Below are 14,986 nucleotides of genomic sequence, written 5' to 3' on the forward strand. Positions count from 1 at the left end.
GCACTCTGCCCGTGACTCAGCGCGAACGCGCCTGTACCGCGTGCTCGAGCGCGTCGATGAACATGGCGGCCACCTGGAACCCGGTCTGCTGCGTGATCTCCTGGAAGCACGTCGGGCTCGTCACATTGACCTCGGTCAGGTACTCGCCGATCACGTCCAACCCGACCAGCAGCAGACCTTGTTCCCAGAGGCCCGGCGCCAGCGCCTCGGCGATCTCGCGATCGCGCGCGGAGAGCTCCTGCGCCCGGCCAGTGCCGCCCGCGGCCAGGTTGCCGCGTACTTCGCCGTCCTTGGGAATGCGCGCCAGCGAATACGGCACGGGTACGCCGCCGATCAGCAGGATGCGCTTGTCGCCGTCCTTGATCTCGGCAATGTAGCGCTGCACCATCAGGGTCCGCGCGCCATCTTCCCCTAGCGTCTCGATGATGGCGCCAAGATTCAGGCCGTCCGCGCCAACCCGGAAGATACCCATCCCGCCCATGCCATCCAGTGGCTTTAGGATCACATCTCGATGCTCCGCGTGGAATGCGCGGATGCGGTCTGCATCCCGGGTAACGAGAGTCGGCGTGATGTATTCGGGATACTGGGCAATCGCCAGTTTCTCGGAATGGTCGCGGATTGCCCGTGGCTTGTTGAACACGTTGGCGCCCTGTGACTCGGCCAGTTCCAGCAGCCAGGTGCTGGTCACATATTCCATGTCGAAGGGCGGATCCTTGCGCATCAAGATCGCATCAAAGCCGGTCAGCGGCTGCAGGCTGGGCTCGCCCGCGCGGTACCAGTCATGGGCGTCGCCTGTTAGTTGCAGCGGGCGCACCACCGCCTCGACCTGGTGGGCCGAGAGCGACAGTTGCGACTGCAGGCAGGCAAACAGCTCATGGCCGCGCTCGACCGCCTCCACCATCATGGCGTAGGTCGAGTCCTTGTAGGTCTTGAAGGTGTCCAGCGGGTCGGTAATAAACAGAATGCGCATGTTGGCTCGTCCCGGTCGCAGCGTTTGTCTCAGAGAATCGGATTGGGGTCGGTCTTCTCGAGTTCCAGCGACGCCGCCAGCAATGCCAGCCGCGCCACCACACCATACATATAGAAACGGTTCGGCACGGCCGCGCCCGGCTTGGCATGGCTGTCCGGAATGCCGTTGGGCGCGAACGCCAGCGGCACGAAATGCGCGCCCGGCGCATTCAGGTTCTCGTCGTTGCCGCGGCCGGTATGGACGCGGTAGAAACCACCGACCACATAGCGGTCGATCATGTACACCACTGGCTCGGCCACCGCCTCGTTGACCTTCTCGAAGGTGTGCACGCCTTCCTGGATGATGACGTCGTTGACCTCGAGGCCTTCCTTGACGACGCTCATCTTGTTGCGTTCCTTTCGGTTCAGCCCCTTGATCTCGGACGCATCCTTGATGGTCATGATGCCCATGCCATAGGTGCCGGCATCGGCCTTGACCACCACATACGGCGTTTCCTTGATGCCGTACTCGCGGTACTTCTTGGCGATCTTCTTGAGCACGCCTTCGACCGAGTCGGCCAGCGCCTCCTCGCCAATGCGCTCATGGAAATCGATGCCACCGCACTTGGCGAAGTACGGGTTGACCATCCACGGATCGACGTCGATCAGCTTGGCGAACTTCTTTGCCACTTCATCGTAGGCCGAGAAATGGCTCGATTTGCGGCGCGTCGACCAGCCCGCGTGCAGCGGCGGCAGCAGGTATTGCTCGTTGATGTTCTCCAGGATCGGGGGAATGCCGGCGGAGAGATCGTTGTTGAGCAGGATCGAGCAGGGATCGAAGTCCTTCAGGCCCAGCCGGCGGCCGCGCGCGCCCAGGCGGGCCAGCGGCTCCACCACCAGCGTCTGGCCGTCGGGCAGCTCGATCGGGGTGGGTTCAGTGATGTCTTCGGACAGCGAGCCCAGGCGCACGTTGAGGCCCGCCTGGCGCATGATCAGCGACAGCCGCGCCACATTCTGCAGGTAGAACATGTTACGGGTGTGGCGCTCGGGGATCAGCAGCAGGTTCTTGGCGTCGGGGCAGATCTTCTCGATCGCCGCCATGGCCGCCTGGACTGCCAGCGGCAGCATTTCAGGTGCCAGGTTGTTGAACCCGCCCGGGAACAGGTTGGTGTCGACCGGGGGCCAGCTTGAAGCCGGCATTGCGCAGGTCGACCGAACAGTAGAACGGAGGCGTATGTTCCTGCCATTCCAGCCTGAACCAGCGCTCAATGGACGGCGTCGCGTCCAGGATCTTTTTTTCCAGCTCGAGCAGCGGACCGTTCAGCGCGGTGATGAGATGCGGGACCATAAACATCCTATTGATCGTCTTTATCGTTCGCCCAGATTGTAGAGGAACGGCCAATTGGCTGCTGGCGCTACCTGAATAAGCATATGCGAGCGCCGGCACAAGGGATAAGGGATACGGATATGGGGATGGAGGCCCGGAATAAAAGGGGGAGGCCCCAGGAGGAATCCGAAGCGCCTCCGGGAGGCCTGCCAGCAGGGCCTGGAGGGAAAAAAAAAGCGCGACCGGAGCCGCGCTTTCAAATGGCCTGACAGATACGGGGAGCGTTCTGCAGGTGGAGGAAACTGCCTCAGTGGCACTGTATGTGCGCTCCCCCGCAAAGACAATTGAAGCTTTTTAAGATCGGATTTAAGCACTTTACGAAAACGCCGCCGGCTCCGCTTTCCACCTCGGCCATCCGCCCACGGCGGACGCCAGGAATGAAAAAAGCCCGGCACAAGGCCGGGCGAAACTCCTGAGAGAAGATTCCCAATCAGCTCTCCAGCACAACACCTTTACGATCAGGCCTCATACGCGGTCTCGCCGTGCGAGGTGATGTCCAGACCCTCGCGCTCTTCTTCTTCCGGCACCCGCAGGCCGATCAGCATATCCACCAGCTTGAAGGCCACGAAGGCGACCACCCCCGACCACACGATGGTGGTGAGCACGCCTTGGAGCTGGATCCACACCTGGCCCATGATCGAATAGTCGTCCGAGACCTTGTTGGCCACGTAGTCATAGATACCCGTGCCGCCCAGGCTCGGCGCGGCGAACACGCCGGTCAGGAGCGCACCCAGGATGCCGCCCACGCCGTGCACGCCGAAGACGTCCAGGGAGTCATCCATGCCCAGCAGCTTCTTCAGGCCGGTCACGCCCCACAGGCACAGCAGGCCGGCAGCGATGCCGATCACGATCGAGCCCATCGGGCCGACGAAGCCGGCCGCCGGGGTGATGGCCACCAGGCCAGCCACTGCGCCCGAAGCGCCGCCCAGCATCGAGGGCTTGCCCTTGCTGACCCATTCGCCGAAGGTCCAGGACAGCACTGCGGCGCAGGTCGCCAGCAGGGTGTTGACGAAGGCCAGCGCAGCCGAGCCGTTGGCTTCCAGCGCCGAGCCGGCGTTGAAGCCGAACCAGCCGAACCACAGCAGCGAGGCGCCCACCATGGTGAAGGTCAGGCTGTGCGGACGCAGGGCTTCGCGGCCGAAACCAATGCGCTTGCCGAACATGAAGGCACCCACCAGGCCGGCCACGGCTGCATTGATGTGCACCACCGTGCCACCAGCGAAGTCGAGCGCGCCCTTCTGGAACAGCCAGCCGCCCTTGGCCGTGGCAGCCGCGCCGGCTGCCGCGTCGGTGTACAGGTCAGGACCAGGCCAGAACCAGACCATATGGGCCATCGGGATGTACGAGAAGGTGAACCACAGCACCACGAAGACCAGCACCGCCGAGAACTTGGCACGTTCCGCGAAAGCGCCGATGATCAGGCCGCAGGTAATGGCTGCGAAGGCACACTGGAATGCGAAGTAAGCCAGTTCCGGGACCACCACGCCCTTGGAGAACGTGGCTGCCACGGCATCGACATTGAGCCCCTTCATGAAGAGCCGGTCGGTGCCGCCAAAGAAGGCGTTACCCTCGGTGAAGGCGAAGCTGTAGCCATAGATGGCCCACAGCAGCGACACCAGCGAGAAGATCACCAGGCACTGCATCAGCACCGACAGCATGTTCTTCGAGCGGACCAGGCCGCCGTAGAACAGTGCCAGGCCAGGCAGCGTCATCAGGATCACGAAGGCCGTGGAGACCAGCAGCCAGGCGGTATCGCCCTTGTTGGGCACCGGTGCCGGCGCTGCGCGGGGGCGGCAGCCCCTGCAGGCGCAGTTGCAGCTGCCGCGGGAGCAGTTGCAGATGCGGCGGCAGCGGGGGCAGCTGCAGGTGCGGCGGTAGCGGCGGCCGGCGCGGAGGCTTCAGCCGCGGGCTTGTCCTGCGCCACGGCGTGGGTGGACAGGCCGATGCCGGCCGTGCCCAGGGCCAGCGCCATGGCGCCGGTTGTCAGGATGCGCTTGAACCAGGATTTCATTGTGATTAACCTCTTGTCGTTGGGCTGTGCGTCACAGCGCGTCGCCGCCGGTCTCGCCGGTACGAATGCGGATGACCTGCTCGATCGGTGCGACAAAGATCTTGCCGTCGCCAATCTTGCCGGTGCGCGCCGATTTCTCGATCGCCTCGATGGCCCGGTCGACCACGTCGTCCGGGACGGCCACTTCGATCTTCACCTTGGGCAGGAAATCGACGATGTATTCCGCGCCCCGGTACAGCTCGGTATGGCCCTTCTGGCGACCGAAGCCCTTGACTTCAGTCACGGTGATGCCGGACACACCCACGTCCGAGAGCGCTTCGCGCACCTCGTCGAGCTTGAACGGCTTGATGACGGCGATGATCAGTTTCATCCGATTTCTCCTCTGAGCGGGACGGCCCGGCCTCTCGTCCGGCGTCCGCTCAACCTGATGCGTGTTTAGAAAGTCTTGGTGATCGAAGCCCAGGCGGTAGCCTTGCCGACGTAGCGGCCATACGAGTTGGTGTAGGCCGACTTGTGCGCATTGGTGTCGATGTAAGCGATCGCCAGCGCGAAGCCCTTGCCCAGGTCCTTGGTCAGCCCAAGCTTCCAGTCCGTGTACGAGGCGCTGTTCACGTGCTTCACGTTCTGGTAGCCGACGTGGGCATTGAGCGTCAGGTCCCAGAAGTTCAGCGGCACGTTGGCCGACAGGTCGGCGTAGTAGCTGTACTTGCTGTCCGCGAAGCCGAACAGGTTGGTCAACGCCTGCGAGTACTTGAAGAACACCGGGCCAGCGCCGGCGCCGACATACAGTTCCGTGGTGTACGGGCGCGTGAAGCCGGTCGGGTAATCGCCCGGGTAGTAGTACTGCAGCACGCCCGCGTCATAGTTCCACTCCAGGCCGGCCAGCGTCACCGTGTTCTTGAAGCCGCCGTAGAAGTCCATCTCGATCGGCGCCGAGACTTTCGGATTGCTGTCGCCGAGCCAGCTGATGCTCGAGTTCCAGTTACCCACGTAGAAGCCGCTCGAATGCGCGTAGTCGAACCCACCCTGGATGGCCGGGCGGCGGTTGCTCTGCATCAAGCCGCGATAGCGATACTCGCTGGCGAGCGTCACGTTGGCGGTGAAGGTGTGCGGCGAGACCTCGGCGGCGGCGGCGGCGGCGGCGTCGGTAGGCGCACCGCCCTCCTGCGCACTGCTCTGGGCGAAAGCGGCGGGGGCGAGCCCGCAAAGCACAACTGCACTGGCGCTGACTGCAAGGGCCAACTTCTTCATGGATTAGTTCTCCTTTTCCTCTGGCTCGGTACTCGTGTGTTTGAAAGTAATTTGTAGAACGAGGCTCCTGTCACCATTACTGCAACTGCCGTGCCAGGTCGAAACCGAGACATGAGGCCGTCATTTTGTGCTCAAAAAAGCACCAAAATAGACGAGGCCGACCGTCTCCTAGCGAACATACTGGCGTTAAAAGGTGTTACCAGCCCGCGCTGGCGCTTTCCCGGGGACGCTTGAAGCGTGATAATCGGCCCATGCCGGCGGCAAGTGCCGTGCGCGCACCGCGTTTGTCCGCACACCGTTGCGGTGCACCGCGATGCAGCACCCGGAGTCCGCCCACACAGTTATTCGCACCAAGCCGGTGCAAAAGGAGATCCACGATGAAACCGACCGATCTGTTCAATGATTTCCAGGCCAAGATCAGCGAAGCCCTGCGCAATTCGCCCGCCAAGGACATCGAGAAAAACGTCCGCAGCATGATGACCCAGGGGTTTTCCAAGCTCGACCTGGTCACCCGCGAGGAATTCGACGTGCAATCGCAGGTGCTGGCGCGCACCCGCGCGCGCCTCGAAGAACTCGAAGCCCGCGTGCTGGCACTGGAAAGCCGCTCGGCTGGCGGGTCTGACACCCCCGTTTCGGGCTGAGACCCTTGCCGCGTACCGTGCATGCCCGACGGGTCCTGTGACCCAGGGCAACGTCCCCGAACGCCAGAATGGCCGCCGTAATCCGGCGGCCATTTTCGTTAACACTTCCTTGATGCTTTTCGGAGTGAGATGAGCCTCGCCCTCCTGCGCAGCCGGGCGCTGACCGGCCTCGAGGCACCGCTGGTATCGGTCGAGGTGCACCTGGCCAACGGCCTGCCCGCATTCAATATCGTGGGGCTGGCCGATACCGAGGTGCGTGAAAGCCGCGAGCGGGTGCGCGCGGCGATCCTCAACAGCGGCCTCGAATTCCCCAGCCGGCGGATCACGGTCAACCTGGCACCCGCCGACCTGCCCAAGGAATCCGGGCGCTTCGACCTGCCGATCGCGCTTGGCATCCTGGCCGCGAGCGGCCAGGTCCCGCTGGACGGCCTGGGCGCCAGCGAGTTCGCCGGCGAGCTGTCCCTGTCCGGCGAGCTGCGTCCGGTACGCGGGGCGCTGGCCATGGCCATGGGCCTGGGGCGCGACAACGCGGCGCGGCAAGCCGCGGGCGAAGGCCCTGCGCGCAGCTTCGTGGTGGCGGCGGAAAACGCACCCGAAGCGGCCCTGATCGACGACATAGCGGTCTATGCGGCGCGCTCCCTGCTGGAAGTCTGTGCTCACCTTGGGCCACTGCCTGAAAACCGGCTTGCGCGCGCGGAGCCGCTGGTGGAGATCGCCGCGGGAGACCCGGCCGGGCCGGACATCCGGGACGTCCGCGGACAGGCGCAAGCGCGCCGCGCCATGGAGATCGCGGCCGCGGGGCAGCACTCGGCCTTGCTGGTCGGGCCGCCAGGCTCCGGCAAGTCCATGCTGGCTCAGCGCTTTCCCGGCCTGCTGCCGCCCATGACACTGGACGAAGCACTGGAAGCCGCCGCGGTGCAGAGCCTGACCACCGCCGGCTTCCATGCGGCCCGCTGGCGCGAGCGGCCTTTCCGCTCGCCACACCACACCGCGTCGGCGGCAGCGCTGGTGGGCGGCGGCAGCAATCCTCGTCCGGGCGAAATTTCACTGGCGCACCAGGGCGTGTTGTTTCTGGATGAACTACCGGAATTCGACCGCCGGGTACTGGAGGTCCTGCGCGAACCGCTCGAGTCGGGCCGCGTCACCATCTCGCGCGCCACGCGCCAGGCCGATTTCCCTGCCCGTTTCCAGTTTGTCGCCGCCATGAATCCCTGCCCCTGCGGCTACCTGGGGCACCCGTCGCGCCCGTGCCGGTGCACGCCGGACCAAGTGCTGCGCTACCAGTCCAGGCTGTCCGGGCCCCTGCTCGACCGCATCGACCTGCAAGTCGAGGTGCCGGCCCAGGACCAGCAGGAAATGCTTGATGGCCCGGCCGGTGAGCCCAGCGCCCAGGTGCGCCAGCGTGTACTGGCCGCCCGCGCGCTGCAGCAGGCGCGCCAGGGCAAACCCAACGCGGCCCTCTCCGGGCGCGAAATCGACGAGCACTGCCCGCTCGCGCCCGAGGCACAGGCATTGCTGCGCAGCGCCATGACCAAGCTGGCGTGGTCGGCGCGCGCCTATTTCCGGGCGCTGAAGATCGCCCGCACGATTGCCGATCTAGAGGCCGCCGAGCTGTTGCAGCCAAGCCATGTCGGTGAGGCTATCCAGTACCGGCGCGCGCTGCGCACGCCGTAGCCATCATGCCCGGCGCGGCGGCACGGCTACCGGGGGTTCCGTTGGGGGTGGCGGCTCTTCGATCGGAGGGAGGTCGGGCGGCACGCCCGGGGGCAGCGGATCCTCGGCCGGTGGCACGGTGTGGACCGGCCGCGCGTGCAATGGAGCCTGCTGGGGGGAAGAGCTTCGCATTGCTGGCCTCCAATCGGGTTGTCTTCGTCTTACCCTATTGAAGCAAACGCATCCGTTGGAAGCCAGCGATAGATATCGTGAGCAATGGATCGATGAATCGGGCCAGCGGGGAACCGGCCCTGGCACTTCACGCCGGATGGCGCCTGACGAAGAACAGCGCCGCGCCAACGGCCACCAGCACGCTGCCGAAGATCCGGTTCTGCCAGCGCACCGCGCGCGCATTGCGGAACAGGCCGCGCATGTCGCTAGCCATCAGCGCGTATCCGTGGATCACCACCAGGTCCACACCGCACATGGTCGCGGCCAGGATGGCAAGCTGGGGCCCGAGCGCGTGGGCGGGATCGATGAACTGCGGCAACACCGCCACCATGAAGATGATGCCCTTGGGGTTGGTCACATTGGTCAGCAGGCCCGTGGCAAAACGGCGGCGCGGGCTCAGCGCGGCAACGCGCGGCGCTTCCGTGCCCTGCGCGGCATCGTCCTGGCCGCCGTCCACCCGTGCGCGCCATTGCTGCACGCCGATGTAGATCAGGTAGAGCGCACCGATCGTCTTGACCACAGCGAAGGCATGCTCGGAGGCCACCAGCAGCGCGCCCAGGCCGCCGCCGGCCACCAGCAGGATGATGACCAGCCCGGTCTGCAAGCCAAAGATCGTGGTGGTGGTCTTGCGCAGCCCATAGGACAGGCCATGGCTCATCGACAGCACCGCGCCGGAACCCGGCGACACGGCAATCACCCAACAGGCCGCGAAATAGGCCAGCCAAACATCCCAACGCATTGCGTTACTCCCTGGAAATAATCTGTCTTGAAATCTGTGTTTAAGCTTGGAGCGCTCGGCTCAGTCGGCTCAGTCAGCTCAGAACGGATGGAAACCGGTCAGGAACTGGTCGATCTGTTCCGCCTGGCGCTGGTCGCGCGCAGCCTCTCCCGCCTCCAGCACGACCGCCTGGTAGACGTGCACGCCCGACGCCACCAGCCGCGCGGTCAGCCTGCGTGGCGACTGGTCCTGGGGCGATACCGCGGCCACCTGCAGCTCCACGCCCTCTAGTGCCACTGCCGGCGATGCGGCCGACATCACCGTCACCTTGCGGGTCTTGACCGCGTCGGCGGGATGCGGCCCGAGGTTGCCGAGCAGGCCATTCTGCATGGAATCCAGCGCCGCCTGCCGCAACTCGGCGTCATCGGCGGGCAAGGTCACCACGCCCACGGCGAACAAGGTCTCGTCGACCCGGGCCGCGTCCATCGTCATGGGCAGCTTGCGCCCGGCAATCGCCACCTCGCGCGCGGCGCCGGACGGCTTGCCGGGATAAAGCGCCGCGTAGGCGCCTTCGTTAGACTGGATGGTGCGCCAGTCATAGCGAGGCGAACAGGCGATCAGCCCGGCGCCGAGCGCCCCCAGGACGATGGCTTTGGCAAGCGGGGACCGCGACAAACGGAAATACCGGGGAAACCAGACGTAGGGCATCAGGGCGGCGAATGCGGAAATAAGCCGCTATTATCGTGGAACCCGCGTGCCAGCGCTCATCCACATTGCCTGCCAATGCAAACCCAGCCATCCATCCGGCTAATGCAGTCATCCTTCCGGGGTGTCTTTGGCACCGCACGCCGTCATGGCGCGGCGATGCTTGGCGCCATGCTGGTTGCAGCAAGCACGAGCGCCATGGCCGCCACGGCCCACCTGCCCCCAGCCAACGACCTGGCCACCCAGGCCGCGGCGGCGGCAAGCCAGGGCGAGCCCTTGGTCGTGCTGGTGACGCTGCCCGGCTGCGTCTACTGCGAAACGGTGCGCCGCAACTATCTCGGCCCGCAGGCCGCGGCGGGCGAAATCGTGGCGCGCGAGCTCGACATGACCGCCGACACGCCGCTGCGCAACGCCGATGGCAGCATGACCACGGCGCGGGAATGGGCCCGCAGCCGCAATGTGGCTGTAGCGCCCACGGTGCTCTTCCTCGACGCGCGCGGCCGCTCCCTGGCCACGCCGCTGCGCGGCATGCAGCCCGACTTCTATGGCGCCTACCTGGAGCAGGCGCTGGACCAGGCCCGCTCGGCCTTGGCAAGCAAGACGCATTAAGGCGCACGAAGGCGCACCCCGCTGCGGCCAATCGCCGCATCCGCGGCGGCTCGGCGAATGCGTCCGGCAGCATCCCGGCAGCGGCAGTAGAATGGTGGCTTGTCTGACCTGTCGGCGAGCATCATGACGACCTCCGTTTCTCCCCCCACCCCGGCAAGCCCCGCCTCGCGCAAGCTCTGGCCGGCCGTCGCCGCCGTGCTGCTGGTTGCCGTGCTGGGCTGGTTCGGATACCGCGCCATCGCGCCCGCCAATGCGGCGCCGCCCGCCACGTTCACGCTGCTGTCGGGTGAAAAGGTCAGCACCGCCGATCTCAAGGGCAAGGTCTACCTGGTCAACTTCTGGGCGACCAGCTGCGTCACCTGCGTCAAGGAAATGCCGGACATGGTCCGCACCTATGACAAGTTCAAGGGCAAGGGCCTGGAATTCGTGGCCGTGGCAATGAGCTATGACCCGCCCATGTACGTGATGAATTATGCGCAAACGCGCAAGCTGCCGTTCAAGGTGGCGATGGATTCCGACGGCGCTGCGGCCAAGGCCTTCGGCGAGGTGCAACTGACCCCGACCACCTTCGTGATCGACAAGGACGGCCACATCCTCAAGCGCTATGTGGGCGAGCCCGAGTGGGACGCACTGCACAAGCTGCTCGACGGCGCGCTCGCCAAGGCGGCCTGAGCCGCCGCCCGGCCCACCTCCCCCGCCTAGAAAGGTGCCTTCCATGGCACCTTTTTTTATTACCGGGCGCCGTCGGGCAATGCCCGGCTTGCGCAGCCCGGCTGTATGGATATACAGTTACCGGCAGCTTTCCCCGCCCATGCCGGCCAGCGCACTTGCGCGCCGTGCATCCCCAAAGGCCCCTGCCCAGTGTTACTCGATCCCGATCCCAGCGCCGTGCTTTGCCAACGGCGCGGGGCGCGCAGCGCTCACGTGGTCGGGCACCTTCCACGCTATCGGTGCACGCCTGCTACGCGAATACGCCGAGACGCTGGGCCTGTCGCCCAGCTTCACCATCTGCGATCGTGGCGACGCGGCCGACCTGATGAACGTGGTGCGGCACGACCTGGGCCTGTCCGCGCAGGCCTCGCGGTTCCCGCGCAAAGAAACCTGCTTGTCGATCTACTCGCGCGTGGTCAACACGCAGGCGCCGCTCGAAGATGTGCTCAAGCAATGGTTCCCGCGCTACGCCATGTGGACCGATGCGCTGCGCGGACTATTTGCCGGCTATGTGCAAGCCAAGCAAAAGCAGCAGGTGCTCGACTACGACGACCTGCTGCTCTACTGGGCGCAGGCACTGGCCGAGCCCGCGCTGGCGCAGGACATGGGCGCGCGCTTCGACCACGTGCTGGTGGACGAATACCAGGACACCTGGTGGACGAATACCAGGACACCAATGCGCTGCAAGCCGCCATCCTGCTCGCGCTCAAGCCCGACGGGCGCGGCCTGACGGTGGTAGGCGACGACGCCCAGTCGATCTATGCCTTCCGTGGCGCCACGGTGCGCAATATCCTCGATTTCCCCGCCCGGTTCACGCCGGCCGCGGACATGGTCACGCTGTCGCAAAACTACCGCTCCACCCAGCCCATCCTGGCCGCCGCCAACGCGGTGATCGGCCTGGCGGCAGAGCGCTATACCAAGGACCTGTGGTCCGCGCGCGGCTCGGCCGAGAAGCCGGAGATCGTCGTGGTCAACGACGAGGCGGACCAGGCGCGCTATGTGGTCGAGCAGATCCTGGCGCGGCGCGAGGCCGGGCTGGCACTCCTGTCGCAGGCGGTGCTGTTCCGCGCCGCCGACCACAGCGCGCAGCTGGAGATCGAACTGGTCCGGCGCAACATCCCGTTCGTGAAGTTCGGTGGCCTGAAATTCCTGGAATCCACGCACGTGAAGGATGTGCTGGCGGTAGTGCGCTGGCTGGAGAATCCGCGTGACCGCATGGCCGGCTTTCGCAGCCTGCAGCTGTTGCCGGGCGTCGGGCCCAAGACTGCCGCGCGCGTGCTCGACGCGGTGGAAATCGCCACCGAGCCGCTCTTTGCCCTGGATTCCTTTGAGGCGCCTCCAGCCGCGGCCGAAGCCTGGCCCGACCTGCTGACGCTGGCGCGCAGCCTGATGGCCCCGGCCGCGCCGTGGCCCTCTGCCTTTGAGCAAGTGGTGACGTGGTACCAGCCGCACCTTGAACGCCTGCACGACGACGCTCCCGCACGCGCCGCCGACCTGCAGCAACTGGAGCGCATCGCCGCCACCTACGCATCGCGCGAGCGCTTCCTGACCGAGCTCACGCTCGACCCGCCGGACGCATCGAGCGACGAGTCCGGCGTGCCGCTGCGCGACGAGGACTACCTGATCCTGTCCACCATCCACTCGGCCAAGGGCCAGGAATGGAAGGCCGTCTACGTGCTCAACGCGGTCGACGGCTGCCTGCCTTCGGACCTGGCCACCGGCACCACCGAGGAAATCGAGGAAGAGCGCCGCTTGCTCTACGTGGCCATGACCCGGGCCCGCGACCACCTCGACATCGTGGTGCCGCAGCGCTTCTACGTGCACCAGCAGACCGCCTACGGCGATCGCCACGTCTACGCCTCACGCACGCGCTTCCTGCCTAACCGCGTAATGCCGCTGTTCCACAGCCGGTCCTGGCCCCCGCCCCCGCCGGTGGCGGATGCGCCGGCCAAGGCGCCGCTGCCCAAGCTGGACCTGGCCGGCCGCATGCGCGATATGTGGAAATAAGGCAGCGCGAATGAGGCGGCAGTGCCTCAGCTGACGGCCGCGCCCGCCGCACGCGCCACCGCCACCAGCGCACCGGCGCGCAGCTGCGCGGCAATGGCTTCGATGTCGTCCGTCATATAGCGATCCATCGCCAGGAACGGCACGCGCTCGCGCACGAAAGCGAAGACCGCGCGGCCTGCCGACGACAGGCTGTCCACCGCGCCGGCCAGCTCGGCGGCCTGGCAGGCCGCGAGCAATTCCACGGCAAGGATGTACTGGTTGTTGTCGATGATGCGGCGTGCATTGCGCGCGCCGATCAGGCCCATGCTCACCACATCCTGGTTGTCGCCGTTGGACGGCACGCTCTGGATACTGGCCGGGCTGCAGATCGTGCGGTTCTCGGCGATCAGCGCGGTGGCCGGATATTGCGCGCCGGCAAACCCGCAGCTCAAGCCCTCGTTGGCGGCCGCCAGGAACGCCGGCAAGCCATTGTTCAGGTGCGGGCTGAGCAGGCGGTTGAGGCGGCGCTCCGACACCACCCCAAGCTGCGTGGCCGCGATGGCGAGGAAGTCCATGGCGAACGCCACTTGCTGGCCGTGGAAGTTGCCGCCGTGGAACAACTCGCCGTCGTCGAAGAACAGCGGGTTGTCGTTGGAGGAATTCAGCTCGCGCTCCACCACCGTGGCGCAATGGCCGAGCGTGTCGCGCACCGCCCCGAGCACCTGCGGAATGCAGCGCAGCGTGTAGGCCTTCTGGATGAACACGCCGGTGCCGGTGTTCTTTTCATCGCCGGCGCGCGTCTTCATTTCTCCCGCCAGCTGGCCATGCCCGGACAGGCGCGTGGAACCCGCCAGCAGCGCGCGCAGGTTGGCCGCCGATTGCACCTGGCCCGGATGCGGCTTGGCGATGTCGTGGCCGTGGGTCATGAAGGCGTCGGCCGAGGCATTGAGCCCTTCCAGCGCCAGCGCCGCGATGATCTCCGCCTGCGTTACCTGCGCGCGCATGGTTTCCAGCAGCAGGCACGCCACGCCGGTCATGGCCGAGGTGCCGTTGATCAGGGCCAGCCCCTCCTTGTGGGACAGCTTGATCGGCTCGATCCCGTGCTCGCGCAACACCTGCGCGGTGGGCGCGGTGGTGCCGTCGGCCAGCAGCACCTTGCCTTCGCCGATCAGCGTGATGGCGATATGCGATAGCGGCGCGAGGTCGCCGCTGGCGCCGAGCGAGCCCACCTGCGGCACGGCCGGCGTGATACCGGCATCCAGGTAGCGCAACAGTTGCTCGATCACCAGCGGGCGCACCGCCGAGTAGCCGCGTGCCAGCGCATTGGCGCGCGCGACCATCATGGCGCGCACTTCCTCGCGCCCGAACAGGGCCCACGCCGGCGCAGTGGCTGCGCAGATATCCACCCAGTTGTGCACCAGCTCGCCAAAGCCGGTGGACACGCCGTAGATGGGGATATTGGACGCCTCGAAGCGCGCACGCGCATCCGCCACATGGGCGCGTGCCGCCTCGTCCAGGCTGGCCGGGCGCAGGCCCTGCGCCACCAGCGCCAGCGCGGCGGCGGTGAGTTGCTGGCCATCGACCTCGACGGCCGCGCCGTGCTGGCGGCTGGATGCGTACTGGCGGGATACCTCGTTCATTGCGTGTTCCGGGTGAGCTGTTCGGGCACGCGAGTGTATCAAGAGATGTTGACGCAAGGCGCGCGGCGGTCGGTCCGCCCGGAGACGCGGGAGGCGCAGGAGGCGCAGGAGGCGCTACAGTCCGTAGCGCTTGATCTTGTCGTACAGCGTGGCCTTGCCCACCTGCAACAGGTCCGCCGCCTGGCTGACCGCGCCGCCGGTGCGCGCCAGCGTATCGGCGATGACGGCGCGCTCGTAGTGCTCCATGCGCTCCTTGAGCGGCGTGGAGTCATCGAGCGCATCGGCGCGCGTGCCGCCTTCGGGCACGCCCAGCACCAGGCGATCGGCGGCGTTGCGCAGCTCGCGCACGTTGCCGGGCCAGGCGCGCTGCATCAGCGCCTGGCGCTGCAGCTCGGAGAGGATGGGCGCGGGGCGCTGGTAGCGCACCGCCGCCACCAGCATGAAATGCTCGAACAGCGCAACGATGTCCTCGCGCCGCTCGCGCAGCGGCGGCAG

The 14,986-nt window shown here is 66.3% G+C and carries 11 protein-coding genes and 3 pseudogenes; 5 read left to right on the plus strand and 9 right to left on the minus strand.

Features of this window, described 5'->3' with window-relative positions; all coding sequences use genetic code 11:
* Window positions 1–16: 16 nt before the first annotated feature.
* The 5 genes and pseudogenes from gshB to OR16_RS18660 form a co-directional block, all read right to left on the minus strand.
* Complete coding sequence (gene gshB, locus OR16_RS18640) at window positions 17–970, minus strand: glutathione synthase (protein WP_006159492.1); 954 nt, start codon at window positions 968–970, stop codon at window positions 17–19.
* 29 nt (window positions 971–999) lie between these two features.
* Window positions 1,000–2,296 (minus strand): annotated as a pseudogene (gene gshA, locus OR16_RS18645) (glutamate--cysteine ligase).
* Between the two features lie 497 nt (window positions 2,297–2,793).
* A pseudogene (locus tag OR16_RS18650) lies at window positions 2,794–4,346 on the minus strand (ammonium transporter).
* A 31-nt stretch (window positions 4,347–4,377) separates the two neighbouring features.
* Window positions 4,378–4,716 (minus strand): P-II family nitrogen regulator, encoded by a 339-nt coding sequence (locus OR16_RS18655; protein WP_006159494.1) that lies wholly within the window; start codon window positions 4,714–4,716, stop codon window positions 4,378–4,380.
* A 65-nt stretch (window positions 4,717–4,781) separates the two neighbouring features.
* Window positions 4,782–5,597 carry a TorF family putative porin gene (locus OR16_RS18660; RefSeq protein WP_006159495.1) on the minus strand — a complete coding sequence of 272 codons (816 nt, stop codon included), beginning with the start codon at window positions 5,595–5,597 and terminating at the stop codon, window positions 4,782–4,784.
* A 377-nt stretch (window positions 5,598–5,974) separates the two neighbouring features.
* Here OR16_RS18660 and OR16_RS18665 point away from each other — a divergent pair, with 377 nt between their 5' ends.
* Window positions 5,975–6,238: an accessory factor UbiK family protein gene (locus tag OR16_RS18665; protein ID WP_006159496.1), complete on the plus strand. Its 264-nt coding sequence runs from the start codon at window positions 5,975–5,977 to the stop codon at window positions 6,236–6,238.
* A 129-nt stretch (window positions 6,239–6,367) separates the two neighbouring features.
* Window positions 6,368–7,912: a YifB family Mg chelatase-like AAA ATPase gene (locus OR16_RS18670; RefSeq protein WP_006159497.1), complete on the plus strand. Its 1,545-nt coding sequence runs from the start codon at window positions 6,368–6,370 to the stop codon at window positions 7,910–7,912.
* Between the two features lie 298 nt (window positions 7,913–8,210).
* Here OR16_RS18670 and OR16_RS18675 read toward each other — a convergent pair whose 3' ends face one another.
* Together OR16_RS18675 and OR16_RS18680 are read right to left on the minus strand one after the other, a co-directional pair.
* Window positions 8,211–8,861 (minus strand): LysE family transporter, encoded by a 651-nt coding sequence (locus OR16_RS18675; protein WP_006159498.1) that lies wholly within the window; start codon window positions 8,859–8,861, stop codon window positions 8,211–8,213.
* A gap of 78 nt (window positions 8,862–8,939) precedes the next feature.
* Window positions 8,940–9,548: a hypothetical protein gene (locus OR16_RS18680; protein WP_006159499.1), complete on the minus strand. Its 609-nt coding sequence runs from the start codon at window positions 9,546–9,548 to the stop codon at window positions 8,940–8,942.
* Between the two features lie 156 nt (window positions 9,549–9,704).
* Between OR16_RS18680 and OR16_RS18685 the strand changes: the two genes are divergently transcribed.
* From OR16_RS18685 to OR16_RS18695, 3 genes and pseudogenes are all read left to right on the plus strand, one after another.
* Complete coding sequence (locus tag OR16_RS18685) at window positions 9,705–10,154, plus strand: thioredoxin family protein (RefSeq protein ID WP_050983014.1); 450 nt, start codon at window positions 9,705–9,707, stop codon at window positions 10,152–10,154.
* Window positions 10,155–10,277: 123 nt separating this feature from the next.
* Window positions 10,278–10,826 (plus strand): TlpA disulfide reductase family protein, encoded by a 549-nt coding sequence (locus tag OR16_RS18690; RefSeq protein ID WP_006159501.1) that lies wholly within the window; start codon window positions 10,278–10,280, stop codon window positions 10,824–10,826.
* A 226-nt stretch (window positions 10,827–11,052) separates the two neighbouring features.
* Window positions 11,053–12,872: pseudogene (locus tag OR16_RS18695) on the plus strand (ATP-dependent helicase); the annotation flags it as partial.
* A gap of 26 nt (window positions 12,873–12,898) precedes the next feature.
* On the opposite strand, the gene cmdF reads toward OR16_RS18695, so the two are convergent.
* Both cmdF and OR16_RS18705 read right to left on the minus strand, forming a co-directional pair.
* Entirely contained in the window at window positions 12,899–14,491 is a 1,593-nt protein-coding gene (gene cmdF, locus OR16_RS18700) for a tyrosine 2,3-aminomutase (protein ID WP_006159502.1), read from the minus strand.
* A 114-nt stretch (window positions 14,492–14,605) separates the two neighbouring features.
* The coding region (locus OR16_RS18705; RefSeq protein WP_043420286.1) for a helix-turn-helix domain-containing protein at window positions 14,606–14,986 on the minus strand (381 nt) is incomplete at its 5' end.

This window comes from Cupriavidus basilensis OR16, from assembly GCF_000243095.1.
Classification (GTDB): Bacteria; Pseudomonadota; Gammaproteobacteria; order Burkholderiales; family Burkholderiaceae; genus Cupriavidus; species Cupriavidus basilensis_D.

Excerpts from the sequence above, each read along its gene's own strand:
- gshB (WP_006159492.1), bottom strand. The coding sequence starts at position 970 with ATGCGCATTCTGTTTATTACCGACCCGCTGGACACCTTCAAGACCTAC.
- OR16_RS18655 (WP_006159494.1), bottom strand. The coding sequence starts at position 4,716 with ATGAAACTGATCATCGCCGTCATCAAGCCGTTCAAGCTCGACGAGGTG.
- OR16_RS18660 (WP_006159495.1), bottom strand. The coding sequence starts at position 5,597 with ATGAAGAAGTTGGCCCTTGCAGTCAGCGCCAGTGCAGTTGTGCTTTGC.
- OR16_RS18665 (WP_006159496.1), top strand. The coding sequence starts at position 5,975 with ATGAAACCGACCGATCTGTTCAATGATTTCCAGGCCAAGATCAGCGAA.
- OR16_RS18670 (WP_006159497.1), top strand. The coding sequence starts at position 6,368 with ATGAGCCTCGCCCTCCTGCGCAGCCGGGCGCTGACCGGCCTCGAGGCA.
- OR16_RS18675 (WP_006159498.1), bottom strand. The coding sequence starts at position 8,861 with ATGCGTTGGGATGTTTGGCTGGCCTATTTCGCGGCCTGTTGGGTGATT.
- OR16_RS18680 (WP_006159499.1), bottom strand. The coding sequence starts at position 9,548 with ATGCCCTACGTCTGGTTTCCCCGGTATTTCCGTTTGTCGCGGTCCCCG.
- OR16_RS18685 (WP_050983014.1), top strand. The coding sequence starts at position 9,705 with ATGCTTGGCGCCATGCTGGTTGCAGCAAGCACGAGCGCCATGGCCGCC.
- OR16_RS18690 (WP_006159501.1), top strand. The coding sequence starts at position 10,278 with ATGACGACCTCCGTTTCTCCCCCCACCCCGGCAAGCCCCGCCTCGCGC.
- cmdF (WP_006159502.1), bottom strand. The coding sequence starts at position 14,491 with ATGAACGAGGTATCCCGCCAGTACGCATCCAGCCGCCAGCACGGCGCG.